The sequence below is a fragment of the Streptosporangium sp. NPDC023963 genome (assembly GCF_040639135.1).
Classification (GTDB): domain Bacteria; phylum Actinomycetota; class Actinomycetes; order Streptosporangiales; family Streptosporangiaceae; genus Streptosporangium.
In genome coordinates this window covers 177,258-195,744 of record NZ_JBEZZK010000011.1, presented here as the reverse complement: position 1 = coordinate 195,744, position 18,487 = coordinate 177,258, and the positions used below count along the sequence as shown (strand labels likewise).

The following is an 18,487-nucleotide window of genomic DNA, read 5'->3' as shown; positions in this document are numbered from 1 at the left end:
CTTTGGCGTATTGACCGCTTTCCTGCACTTATGTCTTGATTCAGAGGTTTTTGGTTTTTCCTTATTTCCCTGACCTCGTGAGTGGAGCCTCGTGCGCCTGTTTTCCCCCCACCGCCTCACCCCACCCGAAACCTCCGGGCCCGAGCCCTACCGACGGCGCAAACGGTTACGCCGACGACGTTTGATCGCTACCGCGGTCGCCGCCACCCTGCTGGCCTCCACCGCCCCGGCCGGCCCGGCACTGGCCCAGACCTCCGCGGTCTCGACCGAGCCGGGAATGCTGTCGCGGTTGACCTCCTGGGTCAGCGCCGGCCTCAGCGATCTGTTCGCCGAAACCCCGCACGGACAAATGCACGCCGGCACCGGTGCGGCCCCGTTGCCCGGCCGTTCCGGCACTTCGGCGTCGGGCAGGCCAAAGCCGCAGCCGCCGGGTAAGCGCGTCAAGGAGTTGATCGCCCAGCGCTCGGCGCGTGGCACGGTCTTCGAACTGGAGGACGGCCGGCTGCAGGCCGAGGTGTCCACGGTTCCCCAGCACTACCGTGACACCGACGGCAAATGGCAGAAGATCGACACTCGGATCGGTGCCGCCACCGACGACGGCTTCACCCACGGCAACGACACCAGCGGGTTTTCCTCCCGGTTCGGCGAGGCCACCGACAAGCTGGCCAAGATTCAGCTGGGCAAGCGGCAGCTGATGCTCGGCGTGGCCGGGCCCGCCAAGAAGCTCACCCCGAAGGTGGAAGGTTCCACGGTCCGCTACGGCGGCGTGTGGGACGGCACCGACCTGGTCTACAAGGTCACCCCCGAGGGGGTGAAGGAATACCTGGTGCTGTCCAAGCCGCCGGCCGCCGGTGCGTCGTTCGCCTTCACCGTCACAACCGGCGGGGTGCAAGCCGCGCAGAACCCCGACGGGTCGATCGCGTTCACCGCCGACGGCGCGGACGCGCCGACCTTCACCATCCCCGCCCCGTTCATGATCGACTCGACGGACGATCCGGCCTCGCCGTACGGCAAACGCCACAGCACGGCGGTGACGCAGACGCTGACCCAGCAGGGCGCCGAGGCGACCATCACGCTGACGCCGGACGCGGCCTGGCTGGCCGCCCCCGAGCGCACCTGGCCGGTGGTGATCGACCCCACGATCACGGTTCAGGCCAACGGGTTCGACGGCAGTGACACCTACGTCAACTCCGCGGCCAAGACCACCAACTACGACGGCTCGTGGAAGCTGCCGGTCGGCAAGATCTCCTCTACCGGGATCAACCGGGCGCTGCTGTACTTCAACATGCCCTCGGAGATCGAACTCGGTACCCGGGTCGATGACGCCCACCTGGAGACCTATTTCGACCAGGCGCTCGGCGAGCCGGGTCCGGTGACGGTGGCCGCGCACGAGATCACCAGCGAGTGGTCCGGTGGGGATGTCACCTGGAACACCCAGCCCACCATCGCCGCGACGGCGGCCGCGAGTGTGGTGCGTAACACCGGGGAGCTGTCGCGCCGGCATTCCTTCGACGTCACCGCGATGGTCAACGGCTGGTACTCCTCGTATGAGGCGCCGATGAACGGCATCATGCTCAAGGCCGCCGACGAGACCTCCACCGGGAAGATCGCCGGCCCGGTGTATGCGGCCGGCGAGGATCTCTACGGCGGCGACGGTATGACCGGGGAGACGGCCACCTTCCCCAAGCTGGTCGTCACCTACGGCAACCCGGGGGTGGTGCTGAAGCCGGTCACCACCGCGACCTCGGTGGGCGCGTCGCTGTCGTGGGCGCCGTATGCCGACCCCACCCCTGATGACGCCTCCGATGACCTGGCCGAGTACCGGCTGTATCGGTACTGCCCGTCGGGTTGTCAGCTCAGCGGCGGTCACAGCAGCGGCGGCGATGAGCTGGTGGCGGCGATCAACCCCACCGCCACCTCCTATGTCGACACCAGCAGCGGCGGCGATCCGGAGGCGGTCGCCGACCCGTCCTACACCCATGAGGCCACCTACTGGATCGAGGCGGTGCTGAAGAACGGCCAGGCCGTCGCCTCACCGGAGCAGACGGTGATCCTGCCCCGCCCGGGTCAGGTCTCCAAGATCCTCTACGCCGGCGCCGACGCCACCCTGGCCTCCGGCGAGCCGGCCGCCGCCCACGATCAGGTGAGCGGGCAAAAGTGGCTGCAGGTGGCCAACACCGCCACCACCCTGGCCACCACTCGCGCGGTGGTGCAGTTCGCCGACTACGCCACCGAGATTCCGGCTGATGCCCAGGTCACCGAGGCGACGTTGTCGCTGTGGGAGACCAACAGCACCGGCACCGGTGCGGCGTTCACCGCCCACAAACTCACCCGCGGCTTCGACGAGGCCGCCACCTGGGCCAAGGCCACTACCGCCACCTCCTGGAGCGCGGCGGGCGGCGACTTCGAGGCGGCCGCGCTCGCCACCGTGTCCGGGGTCAGCGCACAGCCGGGCTGGCGCAAATGGGCCGTCACCAATGCTGCCCAGGCGTGGAGTGCGACCCCGGCCGCCAACCACGGCCTGCTCGTCAAGGTCGCAGCCGAGGCCGGATCGGCCAAGCAGTCGGTACAGTTCCTGGCCTCTGAGGCCGACGAGCCGGTGCTGCGCCCCCGGCTGCGGGTCACGTATGTGGAGAAGACCTCCGGCTCGTCGGCGTTCTACGTGCCGGGCACCCCGGAGCGGATGGACGTCGGCGCCACCACCCAGATTCCGGTGGTCATCACCAACACCACCACCCAGACCTGGCCGGCGGCCTCCACGAAGGTGGGTTATTTCTGGAAGCTGCCCGACGGCACCGACATCTCCACCACCGCCAACCAGCTGAAGACCGCACTGCCGGCCACCCTGGCCCCGGGGCAGAGCGCCGTGGTCTACGCCGACGTCAAGGCGCCCACCCTGTCGGCCGAGGGCAACAAGGCCGAGGCCGTATCCCTGGTATGGGACGTCCAAGACACCCTCACCAACAACTGGAAGTCCGCCTCCCACCAGCTGCCGCAACTGCCGCAGCAGATCCGCCTCGACTCGCCCACCTCCGACCTGCTGGGGGCGGAGAAGTTCTACGCCTACACCGGTAAGAACACCGGCGCCGGCACCACCGCGCTGGTCAACCCTTACGCCGGCAACGTGGTGTGGGGCTACAACGCGTTTTCCAACCCCTCCCGCGGCATCTCCACCTTCGCCCGGATGACCTACAACAGCCTCGACACCAGTGCCTCGTCGATGGGTTACGGCTGGTCGTTGCAGGCCTCGACGTTGCAGCGGCTCGGCTCGCAGGTCTACTTCCACCCGCCGGGTCAGGACTGGCCCTCCCAGGTGCGCCTGACCGACGGCGACGGCACCACGCATGTGTGGACGCTGGACACCCACGGCCAGGATGTGGGCGACTGCGAGGTCGACACCTGCGACTACACCCACCCGCGCGGCATCCACCTGTATCTGCAGAAGACCGACCCCTCCTCGTTCGAGGATCGCGAGCTGGCGGCGCAGCGCACCTGGGTGTTCACCAAGCCTGATCGCACCCAGTTCTTCTACGACGAGGAGGGTTTTCAGTCGGCGATCGTCGACAAGAACGGCAACACCATGGCGTTCACCTACGAGCGCCGCAAGTCCAACAACAAGCCGACCAAGTTCCTGCAGCACATCACCGACGCCGCCGGGCGGCGTACCCTGAGCCTGACCTACTACGCCAAGGGCCAGGACTACACCTACATCAACGACGCCGGCGCCGAGGTGGAGGCCACCAAGCTGACCAACCCGCACATCATCGACACCGTGGAGTCGATGACCGACATCGCCGGGCGGAAGGTCGCCTTCACCTACAGCGACAAGGGCCTGATGGCCAAGATGGTCGACGGCGCCGGCGACCCCGAGGCCAAGACGTTCCGCTTCACCTACGACGCCACCCAGGGCAACAAGAACGTCAAGCTGGTGAAGGTCGAGGACCCGCGGGGCAACACCACCGCGTTGAAGTACTACGAGGCGCCGGTCGACCCCAAGGACAAATGGAAGGTCGAGACCCTCACCGACCGGCTCGGCGGGGTGACGACGTTCGACTACGTCGACCCCGACGGCCCGCAGGGCGGCGTGATCCACGCCACGGTCACCGACCCGCTGCAGCACGCCACGAAGTACGTGCTGGACGCCTACGGCCGGCCGGAATCGATCGTCAACGCCAAGAACGAGACCACCGCGCTGGCCTGGGACCCTGATCACAACGTGGTCAAGCTGACCGAGGCCAACGGCGCGTTCGCCACCTGGAAGTTCGATCAGAAGACCGGCTACCCGCTGGAGCTCAAGGACGCCGAGGCCAACCACAACAACACCGCCCCCACGGTGCTGGGCTATCAGAGCTTCCTGAACGGTTACGTCGCCGACCTGACCGACAAAACCAGCCCGGAGGGCCGTAAGTGGAGCTTCGGCTACGACGCCAAGGGCAACCTCAAGACGGTCACCGACCCGCTCGGCGTCGCCTCCCCGACAGCCGGGGACTACACCACCTCCTACGACTACGACCCGCTCGGCCAGCTGACCAAGAGCACCGACGCCAACGGCAACCCCACCACTTACGGCGACTACCACCCCTCCGGCTACCCGGAGAAGATCACTGACGCGTACGACAACGCCACGGTGACGTCATATGACGTACGCGGCAACGTGACCTCGGTGACCGACGCGCTGGGCAAGAAGACCACCCAGACCTACGACATCTTCACCCGGCCACTGGAGAGCAAGACTCCCAAGGACCAGGACGCCGGGAAGTTCATCACTACTCCGGCCCCGGTCTACGACCGCAACGACAACATCACCAAGGCGACCGCGCCCAACGGGGCGATCTCAACGGCGCTCTACGACAAGGCCGACCAGCTGCTGGAGTCGTTACTGCCGAAGGACGCCGCCGACGGGCCGGAACGCAAGGCGTCCTTCAGCTACGACCTGGCCGGCAACCTGAAGACGCAGACCGAGCCCAAGGGCAACCTCACCGCCGAGGCGGGCGACTTCACCACCACGTATGCCTACGACCCGATCTACCAGCTGACCGACGTGCTCAACGCCGCCCAGCACAAGATCACCTACGTTTACGACAACGTCGGCAACACGGTCAAGGTCATCGACCCGCGCAAGAACGCCACCGCCGACACGAACGACTACACCACCATCTCCACCTACGACCGCAACCACCGCCTCACCCACGTGAAGGACGCCGCCGGGCACGAGACCAGTAATGAAGTCGACCTGGACGGCCTGGTCAAGACCGCCACCGACGCCGAGGGCAACATCACCCTCATCACGCTGGACAAGCGCGGCGACATGGTCGAGACCAAGGTCCCGCACTCGGTCACGGACGGGACGATCAAGTACACGACCACGCAGTTCGTCTACGACCAGGTCGGCAACCGCACCAAGGTCATCACCCCGCGCGGGGTGGAGACCACCGACGATGCGGCCGACTTCATCGCCGAGACCACATACGACAAGCTCAACCGCCCGGCCGAGGAGATCTTCCCGTTCGACAAGGACGACCCGAAGTACAACACCCCCGACTCGGTGAAGTACGCCTACGACCAGGTGTCCCGGCTGAAGGAGATCTCCGCGCCGCCCTCGCACGGGCAGACCATCCGTAACATCACCACGATGACCTACTGGGACAACGGCTGGTCCAAGACCACCACCGACCCGTGGGACATCAAGACCACCTACGACTACAACACCCTCGGAGCGCAGACCAACCGCACCGTCACCAGCGCGGGCGGCTCCTCCCAGCGGGCGCTGGACTGGTCCTACTACCCCGACGGCAAGCTCAAGACCCACTCCGACGACGGCGCCCCGCTCGGCCTGGACGTGGTGCTCGACGACAACTCCGACACCGGTCAAGTCACCGTCACCGGCTCCTGGACCACCATCGGCACCAACAGCGTGGGCACCGGGCCGGCGGCCACGGTTGAGCCGGGCACCGGCTTCACCGGGTATGACTACGCCCTCGCCCCGGCCGGCACCGGCACCGGTTCCTTCACCTGGAACCTCACCACCCCCTCGGCCGGAAAGTACAAGGTCCACGTCAAGTACCCCACCGGGGCGACCGCGACGAACGCCAAGTACACGATCAAGCACGACGGCGGTCAGGCGACCGCCACCATCGACCAGACCGCTCGCGCGGGTGAGTGGGTCAGCCTGGGCGAGTTCACCTTCACCGAAGGCAACGCCCACTCGGTCACGCTGACCGATGAGGCCAACGGCATCGTCGCCGCGGACGCGGTCAAGCTGGTGCGTGACACCACCGGCACCACCGACACCGAAAAGAAGGACTTCGCCTACACCTACGACCCCAACACCAACCTGACGAGGATCGCCGACAACTCCCCCACCGCGAAAATCGACACCTGGGACATCGCCTACACCGGCCTCAACCAGATCGATCGGATCCTCGAAAAGGTCGGCGGCGCAGGTGGCACGGTCAAGAACACCACCACCTACGCCTACAACGAAAACAGCGCCGTCACCGAACGCACCCACGACAAGACGCTGGCCACCTACCGCTACGACGTCCGCGACCTGGTCGACCAGATCGTCAACAAGAAGTCGGCCACCGACACCGGTCCGAAGACCACCACCTACACCTATACGCCCAAGGCCGAACGCCTCACCGAGGCCAAGGCCAACGGCAACACCGTCACCTACGACTACTTCCTCGACAGCCTGCTGCGGCACAGCATCGAGAAGAAGCCGAACGCCACGGTGGTCTCCGAGCACACCATCGGTTATCAGGGCAACCTGCACCGCAACCGTGACCTGGCGAAAATCCAGAACGCCGACAACCCCGGCGCCTACCTGGAAAACGAGTTCACCCACACCTACGATCCGCGCGACCGAATCGCCAAGTCCGTCAAGACCCCCATCGGCGGCGGCGCCGCGACCAGCGACACCTACAGTCACGACGCCAACAGCAACGTCTACGACCAGACGGTCCAGGGCAAGCAGACCACCTTCACCTTCGACCGTAACCGGCTGATGACCTCCGCCACCGCCGGACAGACCTCGACCTTCAACTACGACCCCTACGGCCGGCTGCGCACCATCACCGGCGGCGGCAAAACCCAGGAGAAGTACACCTACGACGGCTTCGACCACGTCGTCAAACACGAAAAGCTCGGTGACGCCGGCAGCACCGTCACCACCTACACCTACGACCCGCTGGACCGCACCACCGCCAAAACCGAAAAGACCGGCACCGCGAACGCGAAGACCACCGCCTACTCCTACCTCGGCCTGTCGGCCGAAGTCCTGGACGAAGAGGTCGCCGGCAAACTCACCCGCTCCTTCCAATACAGCCCGTGGGGCGAGCGGCTGTCGCAGGTGAAGGTCAAGGCCGACGGCGGGGAGGAAAGCTCTTACTACGGCTACAACGCCCACACCGACGTCGAGACCCTCACCTCCGAAACCGGCGACACTCGCGCCACCTACGGCTACACCGCCTACGGCTCCAACGACGACAAACTCTTCACCGGCGTCGACAAGCCCGATCCGGTCGATCCCACCGCCAAGGAGGAGTACAACCCCTACCGCTTCAACGCCAAACGGTGGGACAACTCCACCGGCATGTACGACATGGGGTTCCGCGACTACAACCCCGGCCTCAACCGCTTCCTCAGCCTCGACTCCTACAACGGCGCCCTGGCCGACCTGTCCCTCGGCACCGACCCCTGGACCTCCAACCGCTACGCCTTCACCGGCGGCAACCCCATCACCAACATCGAAATCGACGGTCATTACAACGTCGCCAGTTCAGACGGCGGTGGCCTGCCCGCTGCCCCCACGTCACCGTCCCCCTCTCCTGGACCATCACCGTCACCTTCATCAGAAACTCCTGCCAAGTCACGTCCGGTTGCCGCTTCGACCCCCAAGCCGACTCCGGGCGTGGATCCAGCCGGGCACGGACTCATGTGCAAGCTCAGTCCTGGGTCTTGCAAAATGACCTGGCAGGAGGTTACGCATAATCTGTTTGGCCCGATGTCGCTCGTGCCGGTAATCGGGGCGCCTTTCGTGGTAGCGGATGCCGCGGTGAGTTCCTCCGAGGGCGACTATGCCCCAGCTGGCTGGGCGGCAGCTGGATTTTTGCCTTTTGGCCAACTGGCAAGACTTGCCGGTAGGGTAGTGGTGGGCGCCGAGGAAGTGGCGGCTGTGAGAACGGCGCTCGCGGCAAGTGGAAACACGATCAAGACAAAGAGAAACATCGCCGTTGCTGGATACGATATTGACGGAGAAATGGGCAACCTCGCCGCAGTGAGTGGGAAGAACTCGCCTCCTGGGACAGTCGGCCTTCCGGCCAACTCGCGTTTCAAGCCAAATTGCACTGGTGGCGTTGATTGCCATCATAGGCCAGCCGACTCCGAGTACAAGATCCTTGAGCATCTCGCCGAGAAGCTTACACCTTCCTCACGGGGAACTATTAACCTCTACAGCGAGTTGGAGGTATGTCCGTCCTGTAGCCATGTCATCGATCAATTCAAATCCATGTTCCCCGGAGTTAAGATTAATGTCACATACGGTTGACGAATCCGCTTCCTATCGGGAAATCGAGAGATTTGCCGATAGGCTAACGGAATTAGGGGTGTCCTGTCGGCATCAAATTCAGGGCTGCACAGACGAAGAGGTCGAAGGAGTCGTGCACCATGCAGGGGAATTGAAACTCCCCGCTCCTTACATCGGCTTCCTGAGGCGGATGGGCCGAGGAGCAGGTTCCCTATTTCGCGGAACATCCATCTACTACCCCGAACCCCTAGAAGTCAATGATTATGCTCGCAAATTCGCGGAAGAGGACGACCCCGGACTGAGCACCGAAGGCCGATTCTTCTTCGCCCATCATCAGGGGTACCAGTTATACTTCTTTGATTCCGAATCAGGGACAGTTTTCCTGCATACGGAAGGCGACAATGAGCCAGAGATACTTGCGAATGATTTCCTCGAATTCCTTTGGAAAGAAGTGCACCGTATAGAAAATTCATCATTCACTGGGTACGCCGCCCCAAAGTGTACTCAATGCTGAATCGGCCACTCTTTCTTTAAGCAGTACTTCCCATAGGTCGCGTAGGGCGTCAAAACCTCAGTCGCCCTACGCGACCTTTCGATGTCCGTCAAAGTGATCCAATTACTTTCACGCCAGGTAGCCGTTTTCGAAACAGGTGAGAACGAGTGCGGCTTTGACGGTGTTTCCGGTGGTGCCATTCACTGCTATTAGATCTCAAGCATTTCTCTACATTTCTCGGCCTCTATCTAAAGCCTGCAGACTTCGAAGAGAACCGTTCAGCGCTGCCATTCGTAAGCATCTGGCGACATCTTCAGCACCTCGCTCGGCCAATTCCGTACCCAGGGCCGAAGTGGCAATCCCCTGAAAGCGTGGAGACCGAGCAGCTGAAGGCCGTCTGCGGGATGGCTGCGGTAGTGGTCGATGGCGGCGGCGATGTTGGTCCAGCCGATCAGGCGGGCCAGGCCGATGGCCAGGTTGCGCAGGCTCGCCATGACCCGTGGGGCGGTGCCGGTCCGGACGCGTAGGGCGTCTTCGCGACAGGTGACGTCGCGGATGTGGTGCAGGGCCTCGATACTCCAGTGGCCGCGGATCAGCGCGGCGAGGTGAGCGTGGGTGATACGGCCGGGCGGCAGGCTGGTGATCGCGTAGATCGTGACGATGGTGGTCTTACCGGTGCGGTGGTCGGTACGGCGGCGTTTGACGTGGATGGCCTGGGCGGCGTGGGGGAAGGGCAGGCCAGGCCGGACGGTGCAGAGCTTCATGCGGCGGATCTCGCGGCGGCCGTGGCCGCGGGTATCGGTGCGGAAGTCCTCCCCCGCGAGAGAGGCGTGCTCCGGTCCCCCGGCCCCGGGACACCCCGCGGCCGGGGGTGACCGGTCAGCCGGTCGCCACGTGTTCCAGCAGCCAGTCGGCGAGGGGGCGGACCTTGCGCCAGCCGTCGCGTACCTCGGTGAGCGCCTTGCGGCCCTGGACCCTGGACTTCGCGACGGCCCGCTCGGCCCCCAGCGACTTGTGACGGATCAGCTCGATGCGCGGGTGGTCCGCGGAGTAGCCGCGCGGCTGGGTCTTGACGCGCTCGCCGACGAGCTCGAACCCGTCCCGCACCAGACGGTCGGTGATCTTGACGAGTTCCTTGCCCGGCCCGTCGGCGTCCACCGCGGACCGGTAGCGGGCGGTGTCGGCGGAGTCGAAGGAGTGGAAGCCCGCCCCCAGGAGCAGCCCGTCGGCCTGGAGCTGGAGGTAGTAGCCGACGGTGCCGCCCACGCCGACCGTCACCCCCTGGTAGGTCTTGTACGGCGACTTGTCATCGGTGAACCTGGTGTCGCGCTGCGGCCGGAACAGCTTGGCCTGCCCGAACTCGTCCTCCAGCTCCTCGAGCAGGGCGAGCAGCGGCTCGCGGACCTCGCTCTCGTAGGTCTCCTTGTTCCTGTGCCAGTGTTCGCGGGTGTTGTCGGCGGCGAGTTCCTCGTAGAAGGCGAACGCCTTCCTGCCGATCCCCTGGAAGCCGGTGATGTCGTCTCTCCTCTCCTGCGCTCACGCTCGTACGCTCACAGCATGCCCGCGAATCGCTCGACGACCTCGCAGGCCTGCTCGGCGTTCAACCTCGGGTCGCAGGCCGTCCGGTAGCGCGACAGGGGCGGCGGCGCCGAGAACGGGCGCGGGGCGGACACGCACTCCGTCACGTCCTGCGGCGTCATCTCCAGGTGCAACCCTCCGGGATGCTCGCGCAGGGAGCGCAGGATCCGGACGAACGCGGTGGTCTCCTCCAGGATCGCCTCCATCGGCCGGGTCTTGACCCCCGTGCCCATCCGCATCGTGTTGCCGTGCATGGGGTCGCACACCCACACCACGGGCGTGCCCCGCCTGGCGACCTCGCCCACCAGCTCGGGAAGCAGGCGCCGGATCCGCGCGCTGCCCATGCGCACGATGAAGGTGAGGTGGCCGGGGATCGCGCCGGGGTTGAGCAGGGTGCTGAGGTGGACCGCCTCGGCCGGGCCGATCGACGGGCCGATCTTGACGCCGACGGGGTTGGCGACCGAGGAGGCGAAGGCGACGTGCGGGCCGTCGACGGAGCGGGTCCTGTCGCCGATCCAGACCGAGTGCGCCGAGGAGGCGTAGCGGCCCGTGGCGCCGTCCCTGGCCAGGGGGTACTCGTAGTCCAGGAGCAGCGCCTCGTGCGAGACGTGTACCCGTTCGGCGGCCTCGCGCCCCTCCCAGGAGGCCCGTACGGCGGCCAGCACGCGCCCGGCGCAGTCGTAGGCCCGCAGCAGGCGGGTGGGGTCGGCGAACCGGGCGCCGGGCTCGGCCGCCGGGCCGTTGACCGCGTCGCCCCGGTAGGTGGGGATGACCCCGCCGCCGGGGGCGCTCTCCCACGACTCGGAGCGCGGCTTGCCGTACTGCCCGGCCATCCGGCCTATCGCCACGACGCCGGCGCCCGAGCCGGCGCGCAGGCGGCCGGAGAGGGAGTGGAGCTGGTCGACCTTCCTGCCCGTCTCCTCGGCGTTGGCCTCGCGGAAACGCTCGGCGCAGTCGCCGCCCTGGAGCACGAACGCCTCACCCCGCGCGACCCGCTCCAGCGACTCCGCCAGCGTCGCGCACTCTTCCTCGGTGACCAGCGGCGGCCGGGAGCGCAGCTCTCGCCTGACCTCCTCAAGGGCCTCCGGGTCGCTCCACTCCGGCTGCTGGGCGGCGGCTCCGGTGGCCCTGGTGGTCGTCGTGGTCGTCGTGGTCGTCGTCTTCACGATCCGTCACCGTCCTTGAGCCGGGCGCGGAGCTCGGCCTTGTCGACCTTCCCCACCGGGGTCAGCGGCAGGGCCGCGACCACCTCGATCCTGTCGGGCACCTTGTAGGCGGCGACCCCGCGTTCGTGCAGGAAGGCCGCGATGGACGGCAGGTCGAGGGCGGCGCCGGTGCCGGCGTTCGTGGCGGGGTCTGTGCCGGCGTTCGTGGCGGAGCCGGAGCCGGCGTTCGTGCCGGAGCCGGAGCCGGCGTTCGTGCCGGAGCCGGAGCCGGCGTTCGTGCCGGAGCCGGAGCCGGCGTTCGTGGCGGTGGCGACGAGGTAGGCGCACGAGCGCTCCCCCATGAACTCGTCCGGCATGGCGACCACCGCCGCGGCGCGGACGCCCGGGTGGGCCAGCAGGTGGTCCTCCACCTCGTCGGCGGGCACCTTGTCGCCACCCCGGTTGATCACGTCCTTGACCCGGCCGGAGATGACGAGATGGCCCGACGGGGTGAGGCGGGCCAGGTCGCCGCTGCGGAAGAAGCCGTCCGGGGTGAAGGCCGCGGCGTTGTGGTCGGCGGCCCGGTAGTAGCCGCGGATGGTGTAGGGACCGCGGGCGAGGAGCTCGCCGACCTCGCCGGGGGCCACCTCCTCGCCGTCCTCACCGACGATACGCACCTCGTCTGCCGGGGAGATCGGCTTGCCCTGCGTGGTCTCCAGCAGCTCGTCCGGGTCGTCGCCGCGGCTCTGGCTGAGCAGTCCCTCCGCCATGCCGAAGGACTGCTGGACCCGGCCCAGTTCCTTGCCCACCCGGCGGGCGAGGTCCGGGGAGACCGCCGCTCCGCCGACCTGGACCAGGCGGAGGCTGGACAGGTCCTGGGGCGACCAGCCGGCCGCCTCCACCCACAGCAGCGCGAGGGAGGGCACGAGGCCGGTGACGGTCACCCGCTCCCGCTCGATCAGGGGGAACGCCTCGTCGGGGCTGGGTGCCGGGGAGAGCACGACCGTGCCGCCCGCCTGCAACGTGCCCAGCACGCCGGGGCAGCCGAGCGCGTAGTTGTGCGCCACCGGCAGGGCCGCGAGGTAGACCGAGGTCTCGTCGAGACCGGCGTTCTCCGCACTGACCCTGATGTTGTACGCGTAGTCGTCGTGCGTGCGCGGGATGAGCTTGGAACGGCCGGTGGTGCCGCCCGACAGCAGGAACAGCGCGACGTCACCCGGCTCGGGCCCTCGCGGCGGGGAGTCGCCGGGTTCGGGGTCTGCTCCGGTGCCCGCCCGGGGGACGGTTTCGAGGTCCGCTCCGGGACCGGTTCCCGTGCCCGTCCCGAGACCGGCTCCCGTGCCCGCCCCGGGAGTGGTTTCGGGGACGGCCTCGGGGCCTGCTTCGAGGTCGGCGAGAGCGGTTAACTCCTGCGGGTCGCCGACGACGAGCACATGCGCGAGCGACGGCGCCTCCGCCCGCACCTGGCGGGCGAGCTCACGGTGGTCGAACCGCTGGAAGACGTCGGGGATCACGTACGCGACGGCGCCGGTGGCCTCGGCGAGGTGCCCGATCTCGCTGCCGCGGTGGGGCGGCAGCGCCAGCACCGGCGGCGCGCCGAGACGGAACAGCGCGAAGCACAAGACCACCAGCTCCGGAACGTTCGGCAGCTGCACCAGCACGCGGTCACCGCGACCGATGCCGAGGCGGCTCAGGCCCGCCGCCAGCCGGTCGGCCCGCTCGTCGAGCTCGCGGTAGGTCCAGCGGTCCTCCCCCGCCACCAGCGCGGTCCGGGAGCCGTGGGCGGCGGCGAGGCGGCGCAGCAGGTCGCCGAGCGTCTCGCCGCGCCAGTAGCCCTCCCTCCGGTAGGAGGCCGCGACCTCCGATGGCCATTCCACACATCCGGCAAGCATGGGTCTCCTTTCCCGGCGGCGCCCGCTCCCGGAGAGCCACCTCTCCCGGCGGCCCCCGCTTCCGGGGAGCCACCGGTTGCCCGGCGGCCCCCGCGGGGCCACCCGTTCCTCGGCGTCCGCCCTCAGGGGGCCACCTGGTCGATCCGCCAGCCGCCGCCCTCGCGGCTGTAGCGGAACCGGTCCTGGACCTCGTCGGCGCGGCGCTGCCAGAACTCCACCTCCCCCGGCATCAGGCGGTAGCCGCCCCAGTGGACGGGGCGCGGCACCTCCTGACCGGAGAAACGCTCGCCGACCTCGGCCAGGCTCTCCCGGACCTCCTGCCCGCCGTTCACGATCCGGCGCTGGTCGGTCGCCCACGCGAGCGACTGGATCCCCCTGGGCAGAGCGGCGAAGAAGGCGTCCGACTCCACGTCGGGGATCCTGGCCGCCTCGCCCTCGACGCGGACCTGGCGGCCCACCTCCAGCCAGCCGAAGCAGAGGGCCGCCCGCGGGTTGACGGCGAGGTCGGCGCCCTTGCGGCTGCCGTGGTCGGTGAAGAACACGAACCCGTGGTCCACGTACGCCACGTCCACCCAGCGGGCCGACGGACGGCCCGCGTCGTCCGCGGTCGCGAGGACGGCGGACGAGCTCGCCGGACGGGCGGCGGCGAGCCACTCGTCGTGCCAGCGGCGGAACTGCGCCAGCGGGTCGCTCTCCAGTTCCGAGGGCTCCACCCCCTCCCTCCGGTAGGAGGCGCCCAGCCGCGAGAGTTCTGCTGTCATCGACATCTTTATTCCCTCTGTTGAATGTCTTTCGGCACCATGCCACGGCTGGCATGCTTTAAACGCTAATGCCTATAATTGAGAGACGCAATGTCAACCGGAGATCGGAGAGAGCCCATGAATACTCGCGCGCAGGAGGCCGCGGGAAATCTGCTGGCCCGGCACAGGGAAATAACCGGGCCGCGGACGTTCCGCCTGCTCGGCCTCGAATGGGACCTGTTGCCCGGCGTCTACGCGCCCCACCTGGCCCAGTCGTCGGCGCTGTACGCCGAGTGGATCCCCTATCCCCTGTTCGGGAGCTTCTGCGAGGTGGGCAGCGGCACGGGCTACATCGCCGTGACCGCCGCCCTGCGCGGCTGCGCCGAGGTGGCCGCGATCGACATGAGCCGGGCGGCGGCCGACAACACGCGGCGCAACGCCGAGCGGCACGGCGTGGCCGATCGTGTCCGCGTGAGCTGCGGAGACATGTTCGAGCCGCTGGGCGAGGACGAGCGCTTCGACATGATCTACTGGAACTCCAACTTCGTCGAGGCGCCGGCGGGAGAGGCCTCGGCCGACGACCTCGACCGGGCGTTCTTCGACCCCGGATACGCCGCGCACGAGGCCTACCTCGCCGGCGCGGCGGCCCGCCTGCACCCGGGCGGCAGGCTGCTGCTCGGGTTCACCGACCTCGGGAACGCGTCGCTGATCGACGAGATCGCCACCAGGCACGGCTGGCGCCAGGTCACCCTGCGAGCCGCGGAGTGCCTCGCGCCGCAGGGCCGCATAAACTACCGGCTGATCGAATTCCTCCGAGCCTGAAAAGGCTCGGAGGAATTCTTCCTCCACATTTATCCGGCACCGTTCCCCGACAATTCCCATCGGTTCCCGTCGGAATGGTCACCGGCTCCCGACGATCGCCGCGGCGAATTACCGGCGCCGGTAGAGCCGAACGGAAAGTGGTGCCGATATCGCGGTCACCACCACCGTCCACGCCAGCGTGAAGAGCACCGGCGCCGCCACCGGGCCGCCCTGCGACAACCCCACGAGGGCGTCGCCGCCCAGGGAGAGCGGGTTGGCCCGCACGATCGGCTGCAGGAAACCGGGGAACTGCTCGAGCGGCACGAAGCCCGACGACAGGAACAGCAGAAGGGTCACCGGGGTGTTGAGCGCGCCGCTGACCGCCTGCTCGCTGGACGCGGTCAGCGCCACCACCATCGCCAGCCACAGGAACATCGAGGCGAACAGCAGGACGACCCCGAAGAAGGCCAGGGCGGCGAGCGGCCCCTGGGTGAAGCGGAAGCCGGCGAGATAGGCCACCGCGGTGGTGACCACCGCGACGATCAGAACCCGCACCAGGTCTCCGGCCAGCCTGCCCGTCAGGACGGAGAGCCTGCCGATGTCCATCGCGCGGAACCGGTCGACGAGGCCGGTCCTCAGGTCGGTGTGGAAGCCGATGCCGGTCCCGACCGCGCCGTAGGCGGCGCTGAACAGGATGATCACCGGTGCCAGGCGGTCGATGTAGGCGCCACGGGTGGCCGCGCCGACCAGCTCGCCGAAGACCAGCAGCATCAGGAACAGCAGGATGACCGGGAACATGACCGTGTCGGCGACCAGCTGCGGCGTCTTGAAGAACCTTCGCAGGTTGCGGCCGGCCAGCAGGCCGGTCTCGGTGAGAGTGTTCATGTCGCCCTCCTGAACGCCCGTACGGCCGCCAGGGAGAACAGGACCAGCAGCCCCGCCATCCACAGGAGCGCCCGCGTCACCGGGCCCGCGGTGGGGCCGCCCTCGGCCAGCGCCCGCAACGCTTCGATCACCGCGGTGACCGGCTGGAGGCTCACCACCGGCTCCAGCCAGGCCGGGAACGCGTCCGCGGGCACGAACGCCGAGGAGATCATCAGCAGCGGCATGTAGATGAGGTGCAGGGTGGAGGAGACCGTCTCCGGCTCCCTGGAGGCCAGCCCGAGCGCGCTCGTCCCGGCGGAGAGCGTGAGCGCGAACCCGACCGCCAGCGCCACGAACCCGAGCGCCGCGAGCGGCCCGGCCTCGAAGCGGAAGCCCGCGACGTATCCGGCGGCCACGATCACCGCGATCGCCAGCAGCGCGCGCAGCACGTCGGCGGCCATCCGGCCGACCACCACGGCGCCGCGGTTGATCGCGAGCGCGCGGTATCGCGCGAGGATGCCCGAGCGCCGGTCCGAGGCGAAGAAGAACGCGGTGGAGATGGCGACCGAGAACATCCACTGCACGACGAGTGCCGGTGGCAGGAACTGCGCGTACTCGATGCCCTTGACCTGCAACAGGTTGCCGAACAGGGCGAGGAAGCCGAACACGAAGATCACCGGGAAGACGATCATGGTGCTGATCGTGTCGGACACCGAGGTGAGCCGGATGTTGCGGCCCGCGAGCAGCATCCCCTGCCGCGCGAGGTTGCCGAGCCCGCGCTCGGTCCGCACCGGCACCGCGGTCACGGCCTGGCTCCCTGCCGCGCGGGCCCGCTCTCCCCGACCCTCGCCGGACCGCCGTCACCGGAGCGCGATCCGGCGTCCCGGTTCCCGGAACCGTCGGAGCCGCCCGGCCCGCTTCCCGCGTCACCGTCCGCCGCGCCGTCGTCCGCCGCGCCGTCGTTCACCGTGCCACCGTCCGCCGCGCCGCCGTCTCCGGTGCCGCCGGGCGCCGTCCCGGTCAGCGCGAAGAAGACGTCGTCGAGCGTCGGGCGGCGCAGTGCCACGTCGTCGGGCTCGACGCCCGCGTCATCGAGGATCCGCGCCACCTCCGCGACCGTGCGGACGGTGGCTCCGGGCACGGTGATGACGCCGTCGTGCTCGGCGATGCCGTCCATGGAGCCGTCCATGGCGCCGCGCAGGGCGCCGAGCGCCTTCTCGCGTTCGGTCGCGGACTCGATGTGGACGGCGCAGACGGTGCCGCCGACCTGGTCCTTCAGCTCCCGCGGGGTGCCCTCGGCGATGACCACGCCACCCTCGACGACGACGATGCGATCGGCGAGGCGGTCGGCCTCCTCCAGGTACTGGGTGGTCAGCAGGATGGTGGTGCCGCCGCTGCGCAGGCCGGAGACGACGTCCCACACCTCGCGCCGCCCGGCGGGGTCGAGCCCCGTCGTGGGCTCGTCCAGGAAGATCACCGGCCGTTCCACCACGAGGCTGGCCGCCAGGTCCAGCCTGCGGCGCATCCCTCCCGAGTAGGAGCCCACCGGGTCGTCGGCCGCCTCGGTCAGCCCGAATCCCGACAGGAGTTCCTCGGCGCGCGCGTGGGCCGCCTTCTTGCTCAGCTTCAGCAGGCGGCCGAAGAGCACCAGGTTCTGGCGCCCGGTGAGGACCTCGTCGACCGCGGCGAACTGCCCGGTGAGGGCGATGGACGCCCGCACGCCGACCGGGTCGCTCACCACGTCGTGGCCGGCGACCGTGGCGCGCCCGCCGTCCGGCGGGAGCAGCGTGCTGAGACAGTTGATCACCGTGGTCTTGCCGGCGCCGTTCCTGCCGAGCAGGCCGACCATGCTGCCGGGCTCGACCGAGAACGACACGTCGTCCAGGGCCACCTTCTTGCCGAAGGTCTTGCGGAGGTGGTCGACGTCGATGCCGCCTCCGTTCATGGTGGTGCCTCCCTAGTGTGAGAAGTGATCCCATCCATATGCCCGGGGGGAGAGCGGGAACCCGGATCAGCTCGCCTGGGCCTCCTGGTTTTCCTCCTTTACGGGCGTCTGCTGGTGAAAGATCAGCTTCCAGCCGCCGTCGTGCCGCACGTAGGCGCTGGTCATGTAGAGCTGGAAGGTGAAATCGGTCTGGCTGAGCCGCACGACCGCGCGGTAGGTGATGATCGCGCTGTCGCCGGTGAGCGGCAGGACCTTGACGTCCTCCAGTTTGTAGTCGTCGAACGGTGAGGGGTTGGCGTCGATGTCGTCGGCGAGCTCGGCGCCGGTCTGCAGGCCGTCGGGCTCGACGCACAGCGTCTCCTCCGTGACCAGCCGCCGGTAGAACTCCCCGTCGCCCTTCGAGATCGCGCTCCAGCCCTGTTCCTCCAGGAGGAGCAGTTCCTTCTCGATGGCACCGTTACCCATGATGGTTCCTCTCTTTGGCGATGTCGTGGAATTTCAG

12 protein-coding genes are annotated in these 18,487 nt (G+C 68.0%); 3 read left to right on the top strand and 9 right to left on the bottom strand.

Annotation, left to right across the window (positions count from 1 at the left end):
* The first annotated feature begins 181 nt into the window (after positions 1-181).
* Positions 182-8,548, top strand: coding sequence for a DNRLRE domain-containing protein (locus tag AB0F88_RS29205; RefSeq protein ID WP_362690936.1), 8,367 nt, complete (start codon positions 182-184; stop codon positions 8,546-8,548).
* Positions 8,487-9,041: an SMI1/KNR4 family protein gene (locus AB0F88_RS29200; protein ID WP_362690933.1), complete on the top strand. Its 555-nt coding sequence runs from the start codon at positions 8,487-8,489 to the stop codon at positions 9,039-9,041. The genes AB0F88_RS29205 and AB0F88_RS29200 overlap by 62 nt, the downstream gene beginning before the upstream one ends.
* Positions 9,042-9,298: 257 nt before the next feature.
* Here AB0F88_RS29200 and AB0F88_RS29195 read toward each other — a convergent pair whose 3' ends face one another.
* The 5 genes from AB0F88_RS29195 to AB0F88_RS29175 form a co-directional block, all read right to left on the bottom strand.
* Positions 9,299-9,784, bottom strand: a complete 486-nt coding sequence (locus AB0F88_RS29195) for a hypothetical protein (protein ID WP_362690930.1) — start codon at positions 9,782-9,784, stop codon at positions 9,299-9,301.
* A gap of 115 nt (positions 9,785-9,899) precedes the next feature.
* The gene (locus AB0F88_RS29190; protein ID WP_362691208.1) at positions 9,900-10,517 is read right to left on the bottom strand and encodes a DUF2461 domain-containing protein; all 618 of its coding nucleotides are present in this window, start codon (positions 10,515-10,517) and stop codon (positions 9,900-9,902) included.
* Positions 10,518-10,570: 53 nt separating this feature from the next.
* Positions 10,571-11,764: a 3-deoxy-7-phosphoheptulonate synthase gene (locus tag AB0F88_RS29185; RefSeq protein WP_362690927.1), complete on the bottom strand. Its 1,194-nt coding sequence runs from the start codon at positions 11,762-11,764 to the stop codon at positions 10,571-10,573.
* Positions 11,761-13,635, bottom strand: a complete 1,875-nt coding sequence (locus tag AB0F88_RS29180) for an AMP-binding protein (protein WP_362690924.1) — start codon at positions 13,633-13,635, stop codon at positions 11,761-11,763. The genes AB0F88_RS29185 and AB0F88_RS29180 overlap by 4 nt, the downstream gene beginning before the upstream one ends.
* Before the next feature lie 122 nt (positions 13,636-13,757).
* Positions 13,758-14,402, bottom strand: coding sequence for a pyridoxal 5'-phosphate synthase (locus AB0F88_RS29175; RefSeq protein ID WP_362690921.1), 645 nt, complete (start codon positions 14,400-14,402; stop codon positions 13,758-13,760).
* A gap of 111 nt (positions 14,403-14,513) precedes the next feature.
* Here AB0F88_RS29175 and AB0F88_RS29170 point away from each other — a divergent pair, with 111 nt between their 5' ends.
* Positions 14,514-15,197: a methyltransferase domain-containing protein gene (locus tag AB0F88_RS29170; RefSeq protein WP_362690918.1), complete on the top strand. Its 684-nt coding sequence runs from the start codon at positions 14,514-14,516 to the stop codon at positions 15,195-15,197.
* A 108-nt stretch (positions 15,198-15,305) separates the two neighbouring features.
* On the opposite strand, the gene AB0F88_RS29165 is transcribed toward AB0F88_RS29170, so the two are convergent.
* The 4 genes from AB0F88_RS29165 to AB0F88_RS29150 all read right to left on the bottom strand — a co-directional run bounded on the left by AB0F88_RS29165 (position 15,306) and on the right by AB0F88_RS29150 (position 18,450).
* Positions 15,306-16,061 carry an ABC transporter permease gene (locus AB0F88_RS29165; protein ID WP_362690915.1) on the bottom strand — a complete coding sequence of 252 codons (756 nt, stop codon included), beginning with the start codon at positions 16,059-16,061 and terminating at the stop codon, positions 15,306-15,308.
* A complete protein-coding gene (locus tag AB0F88_RS29160; protein WP_362690912.1) occupies positions 16,058-16,846 on the bottom strand; it encodes an ABC transporter permease in 789 nt (262 codons plus the stop codon). Before AB0F88_RS29160 ends, AB0F88_RS29165 begins: the two co-directional genes overlap by 4 nt.
* Positions 16,843-17,985, bottom strand: a complete 1,143-nt coding sequence (locus AB0F88_RS29155; RefSeq protein WP_362690909.1) for an ATP-binding cassette domain-containing protein — start codon at positions 17,983-17,985, stop codon at positions 16,843-16,845. The genes AB0F88_RS29160 and AB0F88_RS29155 overlap by 4 nt, the downstream gene beginning before the upstream one ends.
* Positions 17,986-18,051: 66 nt before the next feature.
* Positions 18,052-18,450: a nuclear transport factor 2 family protein gene (locus tag AB0F88_RS29150; RefSeq protein ID WP_362690906.1), complete on the bottom strand. Its 399-nt coding sequence runs from the start codon at positions 18,448-18,450 to the stop codon at positions 18,052-18,054.
* Positions 18,451-18,487 lie beyond the last annotated feature (37 nt).

Excerpts from the sequence above, each read along its gene's own strand:
- AB0F88_RS29200 (WP_362690933.1), top strand. The coding sequence starts at position 8,487 with ATGTCATCGATCAATTCAAATCCATGTTCCCCGGAGTTAAGATTAATG.
- AB0F88_RS29195 (WP_362690930.1), bottom strand. The coding sequence starts at position 9,784 with ATGAAGCTCTGCACCGTCCGGCCTGGCCTGCCCTTCCCCCACGCCGCC.
- AB0F88_RS29180 (WP_362690924.1), bottom strand. The coding sequence starts at position 13,635 with ATGCTTGCCGGATGTGTGGAATGGCCATCGGAGGTCGCGGCCTCCTAC.
- AB0F88_RS29175 (WP_362690921.1), bottom strand. The coding sequence starts at position 14,402 with ATGTCGATGACAGCAGAACTCTCGCGGCTGGGCGCCTCCTACCGGAGG.
- AB0F88_RS29170 (WP_362690918.1), top strand. The coding sequence starts at position 14,514 with ATGAATACTCGCGCGCAGGAGGCCGCGGGAAATCTGCTGGCCCGGCAC.
- AB0F88_RS29165 (WP_362690915.1), bottom strand. The coding sequence starts at position 16,061 with ATGAACACTCTCACCGAGACCGGCCTGCTGGCCGGCCGCAACCTGCGA.
- AB0F88_RS29155 (WP_362690909.1), bottom strand. The coding sequence starts at position 17,985 with ATGAACGGAGGCGGCATCGACGTCGACCACCTCCGCAAGACCTTCGGC.
- AB0F88_RS29150 (WP_362690906.1), bottom strand. The coding sequence starts at position 18,450 with ATGGGTAACGGTGCCATCGAGAAGGAACTGCTCCTCCTGGAGGAACAG.